We start from the raw sequence: 11,762 nt of genomic DNA on the forward strand, positions 1-11,762 counted from the left end.
GCGATGCAGGATAACGGCGATCTTTGTTATGAGATGCTCATGTGACTTGCCATACAGGCTGCGCAACAACAGATTTTAATTGCACCTGATACTGTCATTGCGGGCTGTTTGGCCGGATTGGGGGCTAAAGCGGTGGCATAAGACATGCCTAATATGTGAAGATTGCACCAGCGGTCCGCTTAGGGCCATCCGTTTCGAACCCTCCGATCCAACAAAGAATTGGGAGTAGCCTTGAGATGAAGACCAAGATTCTACTAAAAGAATCAGAGATGCCCACCCACTGGTATAACGTGGTTGCCGACATGCCCAATCCGCCCACCCCCCCGCTGGGTCCGGATGGTAATCCGGTGGGCCCAGATGCGCTGGCCGCCATCTTTCCCGAGGAGATCATAAAGCAGGAGGTAAGCGCCGAGCGCTGGATCAAGATCCCGGAAGAGGTGCGCGAGGTACTGCGTCTGTGGCGCCCCTCCCCGCTCTACCGGGCTCATCGACTGGAGAAGATGCTAAATACTCCGGCCAAGATCTTCTACAAGAATGAATCCGTCAGCCCGGCCGGCTCCCACAAACCGAATACCGCGGTGGCCCAGGCCTTCTACAATCAGCAGGCCGGTATCAAGAAACTGACCACCGAGACCGGTGCCGGACAATGGGGCTGCTCACTGGCGCTGGCCGGTCAGATGTTCGGCCTGGAGGTCGAGGTGTTCATGGTTAAGGTGAGCTATGGCCAGAAACCCTACCGCCGCACCATGATGCGCACCTGGGGCGCCCAGGTGCACGCCAGCCCGACCGACCTGACGGAGTCCGGCCGCTCCATCCTGGCGAAGGACCCGAACAGTGAAGGTTCCCTGGGTATCGCGATTTCTGAAGCCGTGGAGATCGCGGCCAACCGGCCGGACACCAACTATGCCCTGGGTTCGGTACTGAACCACGTACTGCTGCACCAGACCATTATTGGCGAAGAGGCCAAGAAGCAGCTGGCCATGGTGGGTGAATATCCCGACATGGTGTTCGCCCCCTGCGGCGGCGGCTCCAACTTTGGCGGCATCGCCTTCCCGTTCTTCGCCGACAAGGCAGCCGGCAAGCAGGTGGAACTGGTGGCGGTGGAGCCAACCTCCTGCCCGACCCTGACCAAGGGCACCTACGCCTATGACTTCGGTGACGCCATTGGCCTGACGCCGTTGATGAAGATGTATACCCTGGGGCACGACTTCATGCCGCCCGGCATCCACGCTGGCGGCCTGCGCTACCACGGCGATTCGGCGCTGATCAGTCAGCTCTATAACGAGGGCCTGCTGGGTGCGATGGCCGTGCCGCAGATCGAGACCTTCGAGGCGGGTGTGCTGTTCGCCAAGAGTGAGGGTATCGTACCGGCACCGGAGTCGACCCATGCCATCGCCGCAGCGATCCGTGAGGCACGCCATTGCGCCGAAACCGGCGAGGCCAAGACGCTGTTGTTCAACCTCTCCGGCCATGGTCACTTTGACATGACCTCCTACGACCGCTTCTTTGCCGGCGAACTGGAGGACTATGAGTACCCCGAAGAGGCGATCAGGGAGTCGCTCAAACATCTACCACAGGTAGGCTGATAGAAACCCGCCTAAACCAATCCAAGGGGTCGGAGTCAAACGAATGAACAGCTCAGGTATGGACTCAATACCTGGACTTGATTTGACGCCGACCCCGGTACGATTGCGGGCATTCACGAACAGATAGAGAACCATTGATGAAAAATTGGCAGGACAGACAATTTTCACGGCCAAAGGCCACCCGTCAGGGTACGGCACAGGGATGTGTCGCATGAAAAATTGGCAGGACAGACAATTTTCACGGCCAAAGGCCGCCCGTCGGGGTGCGGCACACGACTGCATGGATGCAGGAGGTAGAGCAACGCAGGGAGCGGTTGCCGAGGGATGTGTCGCATGAAAAACCTCTCCGATAAAGAAGCCTGGGAAGGCGTTGCCGACTGCATCAGCTGCACGCTGCGTAATTCGGTGCTGTTTGCCGGGCTGGAAGAGGAGGACTTCGATAAAATTCATCAGCCGATTGATCTCTACACCCTGCCCGCCGGCTCCACCCTGTATCGCGCCGGCGACAAGGCCGACCGTCTCTACACCATCCGCAGCGGCGTGCTGAAGCTGATCCAGTATCTGCCTGACGGGACACAACGCATTGTCAGACTGATCCGTTCCACCGATGTCACCGGGCTGGAGGCGCTGCTGGGCCAGCCCTACAAGCATGATGCGGTGGTGCTGCATCCGACCCAAGCGTGCAGCCTGCCGGTCAGCGTGGTGCAGGCGCTCTCCAAGACCAACCCGAAGCTGCACCAGGAGTTGTTGACCCGCTGGCAACGGGCACTGGAAGAGGCCGACGCCTGGCTCACCGAACTCTCCACCGGTTCCGCCAAACAGCGGGTTGCCCGGCTGCTGCTGCGCCTGGTGCGTAATCAGGAATCCAGTGAGTGCGAACTGTTCCCCCGGGAGGACATGGGGGCCATGCTCGGTATCACCACCGAAACCACCAGCCGGACCATCGCCGAATTCAAGCGCCAGAGCCTGCTGATCGAAACCGAACCGAACAAATATCTGCTGGACATCCGCAATCTCGAATTTATTGCCGACAACTGACAAACAATCTCATGGCATTGAGATTTTTCAATGCATCGCCGTTCCGGAGCCCTTAGTCTCTGTGTGAATTACTTGAATTAATGGCATTCACACAGCACTCTTCAGGAGCCAGCCATGCAGCAGTCCTTCACGCGAGAGTCATATTCCCTGTTCTCGCTGGAGATTGGCAAATCAGAGACCACTTTTAACAGCGTGTCCCAGATCCTCGACCACCTTAAAAGCTGTATCGAGGCCGACCCAGCGGCAACTTTTATCGCCACTTTTGATCATCACACCCATACCAGCACCCTGCCGAATGGTCAGATCCATGAAGAAATCGGGGCCGCCAGCAATATTATTTTCTGTTTCGGCTTTACCCTGCCAACACCCCAGGCGATGGCCCTGCGCCCCCGATCTATCGGGGTGGTTGAACTGCCGGAAAGCTTCTATATCACCTTCATGGAAGCACCGATGCCTGTCGCCAACACGGCCATGGAGAGCTGGGCTCGCGCGATCCAAAACCGGGAGACAACTGGCGCCGAGGCTTGACAAGCGCACCCCGGGATGGGGTAATCCTGCGACGTTTCAACAGGATCCGCTTTCTTCCCGATGAACAGACATCAAAGGCTCTATGCCATACTCCTTAGCCTGCTGCTCAGCGGCTGCGCCAGTACCGCCCGTTTCCCGGACAATCCGCCCCTGATTGCGGCTAAACCGGCGATCACGCCCTACAGCCCGGACTCCACGACTCTCCTGATGACGCTATCCGGTGGCGGCAGCCGGGCCTCCGCCTTCGCCTATGGGGTGATGGAAGCCCTTTACCAGACCCCACTCACCACCCGGCCCGAGGCGCCCTCGCTGCTGGACAAGGTGGATATGATCTCGGCGGTATCCGGTGGCAGTATCATCGCGGCCTATTACGGTCTGTACGGTGAACAGATGTTTGAGACTTTCCGCGAAAAATTTCTCGAGCGGGATGTTCGGAATGAAATACGTCAACGCATGCTGTCACTGGACAACCTGTCACGACTCTCATCGACCACTTTTGGTTCAGGCGACATACTGGACGAGTATTTCCGGGAGACGCTGTTCGGCGACCGGCCACTGAGCGAACTGTTCGATGAGCAAGGTCCGGTTGTGATCATTAACGCCACCGACTTGTTCAAAGGCAGCCGGTTTGGATTTACCCCGGAACTGTTCTCTCTGATCTGCTCCGACAGTGAGCATTTTCCGGTCGCCAGGGCAGTAGCCGCTTCCAGCTCGGTACCGTTGATCTTCACCCCGATTACCCTGAACAACCGGGCTGGCAGCTGTGGCTATCCCACCCCGGAGTGGATAGGCCGCGGCCTGACCGAAAAGCACCAGAAACCGAGACTTTATCGTCTGGCCAGGACCTGGAGTCGCTACCTGGATCAACCAGAGCATCCCTATATCCATCTGCTGGATGGCGGTCTTGCCGACAATCTGGGACTGCGCGCGATGATGGACCAGATCATTATCCATGATGGCCTGGATGACAGCATCAGGAAAAATGTAACGGGGAATACAAAGCGTATCGTACTGATCGAGATCGATGCGGCGGCCCGCCTGCCCATCGAATGGGAGAAGAAGCCGGATCACCCCCCCCAGGGGGTGATTCTGGATGCAGCCACCACCACGCCTCTCAGCAACTACAATTTCGAAACCAAGGCCTATCTGCACAGCCAGATGGGGCCCTGGCTGCAACAGAACAGTGCAGTCCCTTGCCAGGAAAAAATCAACTGTCCGCCGGACCTCTACATCATCGAAATCAATCTGGAAGATAGTCCTGCGCAGATCAATGGCCAGCCTCTCTCCACCATTCCCACAGACTTTACCCTGCCGGAGCAGGCCGCTGAACAATTGATTGACGCCGGCCAGCAGTTGCTGCGCAACCACCCGGAATTCAAGCGTCTGCTGCACGACCTGTATGCGGAGATGGCCGGTTTTCGCTAGACGGCCCCCAAGCACGAGAGTGCAGCACGGGCACGGCCCGGGAAAATTCGCGGCGGGGCGCCGCTCCTACAGGTGGAGCCCTCAGCGGCTCGGGATAAGAGCTGTAGGAGGCTCGCCCTCGGGCCGATTGAACGGGCACAGACACCGGGGCGATCGCGGCGCAGCGCCATCCCCACAGGCGAACCGATCAGCCGTAATGGCGCTCCACGTAGCGTGCCACCAATTGCTCGAACTCCTCGGCGATATGTTCCCCTTTCAGGGTCACGGTCTTTTCACCATCTTCATACACCGGAGCCACCGGCACCTCGCCACTGCCGGGCAGGCTGATACCGATATTGGCATGCTTGCTCTCACCGGGACCGTTGACCACACAGCCCATGACCGCCACGCTCATCTCCTCAACCCCGGGGAATTTCTGACGCCATTGCGGCATCTGCTCGCGCAGATATTGCTGAATCTCCTGGGCCAGCTGCTGGAAGAATACACTGCTGGTACGACCGCAACCGGGACAGGCGATCACCATCGGGGTAAACGAGCGCAACCCCATGGATTGCAGGATCTCCTGGGCCACCTGTACCTCCTGGGTACGCGCACCGCCGGGTTCCGGGGTCAGGGAGATCCGTATGGTGTCGCCTATGCCCTCCTGCAGCAGTACCGCCAGGGCCGCAGTGGAGGCGACGATCCCCTTGGAACCCATACCGGCCTCGGTCAGACCGAGATGGAGGGCGTAGTCACAACGGCTGGAGAGTTCCCGATAAACGCCAATCAGATCCTGCACCCCGCTCATTTTGCAGGAGAGGACAATCCGGTTGCGCGCCAGGCCCAGCTCCTCGGCCCGACGGGCATTATCCAGGGCGGAAACCACCATGATCTCCCGTATCACCCGGTCGTTATCCAGCGGCTCGGCGGCCCGGGCATTCTCATCCATCATCCGCACCACCAGCTCCGGGTCCATACTGCCCCAGTTCACGCCGATGCGGACCGCCTTGTCATAGCGACAGGCCAGCTCAATCATGGAGGCAAACTTCTCATCCCGGTTGGCGCCACGTCCCACATTGCCCGGATTGATCCGGTACTTGGCCAGGGCCTGGGCACAGGCTGGGTACTTCTGCAGCAGTTTGTGACCGTTGAAGTGAAAATCACCCACCAGAGGCACCGGCACCCCCAGCTTATCCAGTCCATCACGGATTGAGGCGACCGCACCCGCCGCCTCTTCGGTGTTCACCGTAATACGCACCAGCTCGGAACCGGCCCGATGCAACTCGGCCACCTGCCGGATGGTCGCGGCAATATCCGCCGTATCGGTATTGGTCATCGACTGAATGACCACCGGGGCATTGCCACCGACAACAACACCGCCTACGCGGACCCCCACGGTAGCAGTACGTTTTACTGTCATCTTGGACATTTGCTTAAAGAAACCTGATGGCGATGCCTCTGCCAGGCTCAACCCTTACCACGACGGCACGCTGCGGCAAGGGATCTTCAATATCCATGGCCGTCACCTCAACTTCCGAATCGAGGGCCGGCAACTGCTCATCCTTAATGATCAGAAACAGACCGCCGTGTGACAGGTCCTTGGTATAGACTTCACGCTCCTTGCCCTCCGCGTCGACCAGTTTCACCTGGGAGCGCAGGGCAAAGCGGGTATATTCACGATTGTCTGGTTGCATGCTCTGTTCAGGAGTTGCGCCGGCGGGCCGCCACACGCAACCGCAGGGCATTGAGTTTAATAAAGCCACCGGCATCCTTCTGGTCATAGGCACCGGCATCATCTTCAAAGGTGGCAATCGATTCATCAAACAGGCTATGGGTTTCGGACTTGCGCCCCACCACCATGATGCCGCCCTTGTAGAGCTTCAGACGGACCACACCGTTGACCACATCCTGGGTCTGGTCAATGGCCGCCTGGAGCATTTCACGCTCCGGACTCCACCAGTAGCCGTTGTAGACCAATTCAGCATACTTGGGCATCAACTCATCCTTCAAGTGGGCCGATTCACGATCCAGGGTCAGCGACTCGATGGCCCGGTGCGCCTTGAGCAGAATGGTGCCACCCGGGGTTTCATAGCAACCGCGGGACTTCATGCCAACATAGCGGTTCTCCACAATGTCATCGCGGCCGATGCCGTTGGCGCCACCAATCCTGTTCAATTCGGTCATCACGGTGGCGGGGCTCATGGCGACCCCGTCGATGGCGGTCACGTCGCCCTTCTCGAAGGTGAGTTCGATGTAGGTGGGTTTATCCGGTGCCGCTTCGGGCGATACGCTCCAGCGCCACATCTCCTCGGACGGTTCACACCAGGGATCTTCCAGATCATAGCCTTCATAGGAGATGTGCAGCAGGTTGGCGTCCATGGAGTAGGGGGATTTGCCCTTGCGTTTCATCTCTACGGGAATGCCGTGCTCCTCGGCGTACTTCATCAGCTTCTCGCGGGAGAGCAGATCCCACTCGCGCCAGGGGGCGATAATCTTCACATCCGGCATCAGGGCGTAGGCGCCGAGCTCAAATCGTACCTGGTCGTTGCCCTTGCCGGTGGCGCCGTGAGAGATGGCGTCGGCGCCGGTCTCTTTGGCGATCTCGATCAAGCGCTTGGTGATCAGCGGCCGGGCGATAGAGGTACCCAGCAGGTACTCCCCTTCGTAGATGGCGTTGGCGCGGAACATGGGAAAGACAAAATCGCGCGCGAACTCTTCGGTCAGGTCGTCAATATAGATCTCCTTGACCCCGGCCGCCTGCGCCTTGGCGCGGGCCGGCTCCACCTCTTCCCCCTGACCGATGTCGGCGGTAAAAGTCACCACCTCACAACCATACTCCTCCTGAAGCCATTTAAGGATGATCGAGGTATCCAGACCACCCGAATATGCGAGTACGACTTTTTTAACGCCAGACGCTGACATGGGGAAACTCCGTAAATTGCTGCCGACCATACGGCAATACAGTCAAGAAAGCGTTGCATTATAACCCAGTTACCCGGCCTTTTTACCACCGGTTAATCCGGGTTGCGCTGCCTTCAGCGCCCCTGGGAGCGCCAGCGCCGCACAATTGCTTCGACATCCACCGTGCCCGGCCCGTCGCGCCACATATTGAAGAAGTCGATGTCGTTGCTGTTCGGCGCCGGGTCCGGCACATGGAACTGGAAACGGGTCGGCAGCGGTACCGCCTCCCCCAGCGCCATCGCTTCGCCCCGCCCCAGGGCGGCAAGTATATTCACCAGATTGGATTCCGCATCCGGCACCAGGTCGCGGATGTATTGTTGATCCTCCGGATTGGTTACCCGCAGGCAGATAAAGCTGCTGCACTGGGCCAGCACGGTTTCCGACAATTCATGCGGCCGCTGGCTCACCACCGCCAGACCCACACCATATTTTCGACCCTCCTTGGCGATACGCTCCATGGAGCGACGGGTACCCTCGAACTGGGTACCCGCCTCGCGGGGGATATAGTTATGCGCCTCTTCACAGACCAGCAGGATGGGGAATTCCCGGGACTGGGGGTTCCAGTAGTTGAACTCAAAGGCAAGACGACCGATCTGCGCCGATACCGTGGGTCGCACATCAAACGGCACCGAACTGAAGTCGATCACCGTGATCTGCCGTTGCGGCTCAACCAGGCCGACAAACTCCCGCAGCAGGTCCACCAGGGTATCGGATGACTTGCGCCGTTTCGGCTTGAACAGGAAGTCGTAACGCACATCGTTGAAGCGGCTTTGCAGTTTGATCAGGAACTCATCGAACTGACCGTAGAGCGCCCCCTTCACCTTGCCGAAATCCATTACCTGCTCATTGGCCCGCTTGAACTGATGGAACAGCTCGGCCAGGGAGAAGTAGACCGGCGAATCGATCGAGATATGGGCATCCTCCAGATCGGTGTTGGCCTTGCGGCGCAGCATCAACAGCGCCTCGCGCAGGAAGGCCATCTGGGTGGATGCCCTGGCATCGTCCCGGTCAATCAGCAAGTCCACCAGCTCGCCATAGGTGAGGAGCCAGTAAGGTATCTCCAGCTTACGCGCATCGAGATAGCGATAAGTGCCTTCCCGGAAGGCGGAGTGTCGCTGATCACCGTCCTCCCAGACATATTCACCATGCAGATCCAGCAGGATCACCTTGGCCTTCGGCATCGTCTGAACGGTACGCTGCAACATGCTGGCAACCGACCAGGACTTGCCGGCGCCGGACTGGCCGAGGATCGCCATGTGACGACCGAACAGGGCCGTGGGGTCCAGGCAGACCCCCATGGAGGGCATGGTCGGCAGATAGCCCAGCTCAAAACCGGTGGATTGAAATTTCTTGAACAGAATCGCGATCTCATCCGGCCGGACCACATGCACTTCCGCACCGGGGGTCGGATAATGAATCACGCCGCGGTGGAAGCTTCTGTTCGCATCCAGCTCACCGAGCGGGACCAGGGTTATCACGCCCCGTGTACCACCCGAATCCAGGTGTTCCTGGCCGGCGCTGATCACCATGGTCACTACTTCCATGCCCCGCTGCTTGATCATCAGATAGGCGCCCAACTGCCCAACGGCCACTTCACCGGAGTCGGTGGAAACGACCGGAAACCCATCGCCCTCCAGGGTGGTCAGTTCGGCGATCATTATATTTTCGCGTATTTCGGTAACCTTACCGATACAGGTCTCTGTATTTGCCATAGTGACGGGATCCATTCCTGGTTAGCTACTTTTATTGATTTTTCAGGGAGATTGCGGGTTAAAGAATACCGCACATTGCGCCGGTATGTTGTGAATTATTTAACTGCCAACCGGCTGATATTGGCAGGTTTGAGCGGACAGAGAGGAAAAAAAGACGGATCAGAACTTATCCAGGAACTCACCCAGCAGGGCAGAAAACGCCTGGGGCTGCTCGGCATAGACCCAGTGCCCCGCCTGCGGGATGGCGCGCACACGGGCATGGGGAAACAGCCGCCGGATAACCGGTTTCGCCTCCGGCTGCAGATAGTCCGACTGGCCACCATGGATGAACAGCGTGGGCCCGGTATAGGCAAGCTGGTTGTGCACGGAAAAGCCGACAATCTCCGACATGCCACGGGTGAGGGCGGGGAGATTCATGCGCCACTCCCAGGCACCGCCCACCCGATGAAGATTTTGCAGCAGAAACTGGCGCAGAGCTTCCTCATCCAGGTATCCGGCCAGAATCGCATCGGCTTCCGCCCGACTGCCGATGTGCGCCTGATCAACGGCATGCAGGGCCTCATAGATCTCACCGAAGCGGTTCGGGTAAGCGACCGGCGCAATATCCACCACCACCAGCCCCGCCACCAGTTCGGATTGCTCCAGCGCCAGCCACATGGCGGCCTTTCCGCCCATGCTGTGCCCGATCAGCAGAGCCGACTCCAGACCCTGTTCGTCAATCAGTTGTGTCAGGTCCCTGGCCAGGGCGGCATAGCTGACATCGTCGTCATGAGGGGAGCGACCATGATTGCGCAGGTCGGGCACCAGGATATGGAATGTATCGGCAAGTCCCCGGGCCAGGGAGTGCCAGTTGGCGGAGGAGCCCAGCAGGCCGTGCAGAAAGATCAGCGTCGGATGTTGATCGCTATAGCTGCCGTATTCCCGATAGTGGAGTCGCATCGCCTGGACAGGTCCTGTATTTAAAGTATCGGCGCAGGGTTGCGGGTGAGTGATTCCCGCAACACGCTGCGCCGAAAGGGCTAACCCGGTTTACTTCTTTTTCGGCGGCATCAGGTCGGTAATGGAGCCTTCCGCCATCTCTGCCGAGAAGCAGATGGTCTCACTCAGGGTCGGGTGCGGATGAATGGTCAGACCGATATCCTCGGCATCCGCACCCATCTCCAGCGCCAGCACCGTCTCGCCGATCAGCTCTCCGGCATTCACGCCTACGATACCGGCGCCGAGGATGCGTCTGGTTTCGGGATCAAACAGCAACTTGGTCAACCCCTCTTCACGACCGATACCCAAGGCGCGGCCCGAGGCAGCCCACGGGAAGGCGGCCTTCTCATAGGCGATGCCCTGCGCCTTGGCTTCGGTCTCGGTCAGACCCATCCAGGCGACCTCCGGATTGGTGTAGGCCACCGAGGGGATAGCCAGGGGATCAAACAGGGCATGATGACCGGCAATCACTTCCGCGGCGACCTTTGCCTCGTGGGTCGCCTTGTGCGCCAACATCGGATTGCCCACCACATCGCCGATGGCGTAGATGTTGGACACATTGGTACGCATGTGCTGGTCTACCGCGATGAAGCCACGCTCATCCACCTTGACCCCGGCCAGATCCGCGCCAATCAGTTTGCCGTTGGGGACTCGGCCGACCGCCACCAGCACCTTATCGTAAACCAGCGCTTTTTCAGGGGCGTTCTTGCCTTCGAAGCTGACCTTCAGGCCGCCCTTCTGCGCCTTGATCTCGGTAACCTTGGTGTCCAGCATGATGCTGTTGAACTGATCCTTGAGGCGCTTTTGCAGCGGCCGGACCAGGTCGGTATCACAGCCGGGGATCAGGCTGGATTGCAGTTCGACCACATCTATCTGACTGCCCAGTGTGGCATATACCGTACCCATCTCCAGGCCGATAATACCACCGCCCACCACCAGCATCTTCTTGGGAATATCCTCCAGTTCCAGGGCGCCGGTGGAGTTGATCAGCCGGGGGTCATCATTGGGGAAACCGGGTATGGCTACCGGCCGGGAACCGCAGGCGATGATGGCATTGTCGAAACCGATGGTGAGCTTGCCTTTTTCCGTATCGACGCTGATCCGGTTCGGGCTGTCGAATTGCCCCCAGCCATTGACCACCTCGACCTTGCGTTGCTTGGCCAATGCCGCCAGTCCCTGGGTCAGGCGACTCACCACCTTGTCCTTACCGGCGCGCATCTTATCCAGGTCAATTTTCGGTTTGCCGAAGCTGATACCCATGTGCTCTATCTCGGCGGCCTCGTTGATGACTGCTGCCGAGTGCAAAAGCGCCTTGGAAGGAATACAGCCGACATTCAGGCAGACTCCGCCCAGGTTTGAGTGCTTCTCGATGAGAACCACTTTTTTACCCAGGTCGGCGGCACGAAAGGCGGCAGTATAGCCACCCGGACCCGCACCGAGTACCACCACTTCTGCCTGGATATCTACCGCGCCCTGGGCGCTATTGGAGCCGGAATCGTTTTTCATCTCTTCTGCTTCACCCTATGCAAATTCCTTAGTTCAGGATAGACCATCA

At 58.9% G+C, this 11,762-nt stretch carries 10 protein-coding genes; 4 read left to right on the forward strand and 6 right to left on the reverse strand.

The genetic code is table 11. From position 1 onward, the window contains the following. The first annotated feature begins 236 nt into the window (after nucleotides 1-236). The 4 genes from ACHZBF_RS13835 (at nucleotide 237) to ACHZBF_RS13850 (ending at nucleotide 4,577) form a co-directional block, all read left to right on the forward strand. Nucleotides 237-1,586: a TrpB-like pyridoxal phosphate-dependent enzyme gene (locus tag ACHZBF_RS13835; RefSeq protein WP_321528767.1), complete on the forward strand. Its 1,350-nt coding sequence runs from the start codon at nucleotides 237-239 to the stop codon at nucleotides 1,584-1,586. Nucleotides 1,587-1,919: 333 nt separating this feature from the next. Beyond that, the gene (locus ACHZBF_RS13840; RefSeq protein ID WP_037374609.1) at nucleotides 1,920-2,624 is read left to right on the forward strand and encodes a Crp/Fnr family transcriptional regulator; all 705 of its coding nucleotides are present in this window, start codon (nucleotides 1,920-1,922) and stop codon (nucleotides 2,622-2,624) included. 114 nt (nucleotides 2,625-2,738) lie between these two features. Next, nucleotides 2,739-3,152, forward strand: a complete 414-nt coding sequence (locus ACHZBF_RS13845; RefSeq protein ID WP_273438169.1) for a DUF6858 family protein — start codon at nucleotides 2,739-2,741, stop codon at nucleotides 3,150-3,152. A gap of 60 nt (nucleotides 3,153-3,212) precedes the next feature. Beyond that, nucleotides 3,213-4,577, forward strand: a complete 1,365-nt coding sequence (locus ACHZBF_RS13850; RefSeq protein ID WP_051301766.1) for a patatin-like phospholipase family protein — start codon at nucleotides 3,213-3,215, stop codon at nucleotides 4,575-4,577. Between the two features lie 187 nt (nucleotides 4,578-4,764). Here ACHZBF_RS13850 and ispG read toward each other — a convergent pair whose 3' ends face one another. The 6 genes from ispG to lpdA all read right to left on the reverse strand — a co-directional run bounded on the left by ispG (nucleotide 4,765) and on the right by lpdA (nucleotide 11,713). Further along, a complete protein-coding gene (gene ispG / locus ACHZBF_RS13855) occupies nucleotides 4,765-5,976 on the reverse strand; it encodes a flavodoxin-dependent (E)-4-hydroxy-3-methylbut-2-enyl-diphosphate synthase (protein WP_394707580.1) in 1,212 nt (403 codons plus the stop codon). A gap of 13 nt (nucleotides 5,977-5,989) precedes the next feature. Next, nucleotides 5,990-6,250 carry a PilZ domain-containing protein gene (locus ACHZBF_RS13860; protein WP_273438175.1) on the reverse strand — a complete coding sequence of 87 codons (261 nt, stop codon included), beginning with the start codon at nucleotides 6,248-6,250 and terminating at the stop codon, nucleotides 5,990-5,992. 7 nt (nucleotides 6,251-6,257) lie between these two features. Beyond that, the gene (locus ACHZBF_RS13865) at nucleotides 6,258-7,478 is read right to left on the reverse strand and encodes an argininosuccinate synthase (protein WP_288102810.1); all 1,221 of its coding nucleotides are present in this window, start codon (nucleotides 7,476-7,478) and stop codon (nucleotides 6,258-6,260) included. Nucleotides 7,479-7,591: 113 nt separating this feature from the next. Further along, a complete protein-coding gene (locus tag ACHZBF_RS13870) occupies nucleotides 7,592-9,229 on the reverse strand; it encodes an ATP-binding protein (protein WP_321528769.1) in 1,638 nt (545 codons plus the stop codon). Between the two features lie 159 nt (nucleotides 9,230-9,388). Continuing rightward, the gene (locus ACHZBF_RS13875; protein WP_029132085.1) at nucleotides 9,389-10,168 is read right to left on the reverse strand and encodes an alpha/beta fold hydrolase; all 780 of its coding nucleotides are present in this window, start codon (nucleotides 10,166-10,168) and stop codon (nucleotides 9,389-9,391) included. A 90-nt stretch (nucleotides 10,169-10,258) separates the two neighbouring features. After that, nucleotides 10,259-11,713: a dihydrolipoyl dehydrogenase gene (gene lpdA / locus ACHZBF_RS13880; protein ID WP_321528770.1), complete on the reverse strand. Its 1,455-nt coding sequence runs from the start codon at nucleotides 11,711-11,713 to the stop codon at nucleotides 10,259-10,261. Nucleotides 11,714-11,762 lie beyond the last annotated feature (49 nt).

Origin of the sequence: Sedimenticola selenatireducens (genome assembly GCF_963675335.2) — a bacterium.
GTDB classification, from domain to species: domain Bacteria; phylum Pseudomonadota; class Gammaproteobacteria; order Chromatiales; family Chromatiaceae; genus Sedimenticola; species Sedimenticola selenatireducens.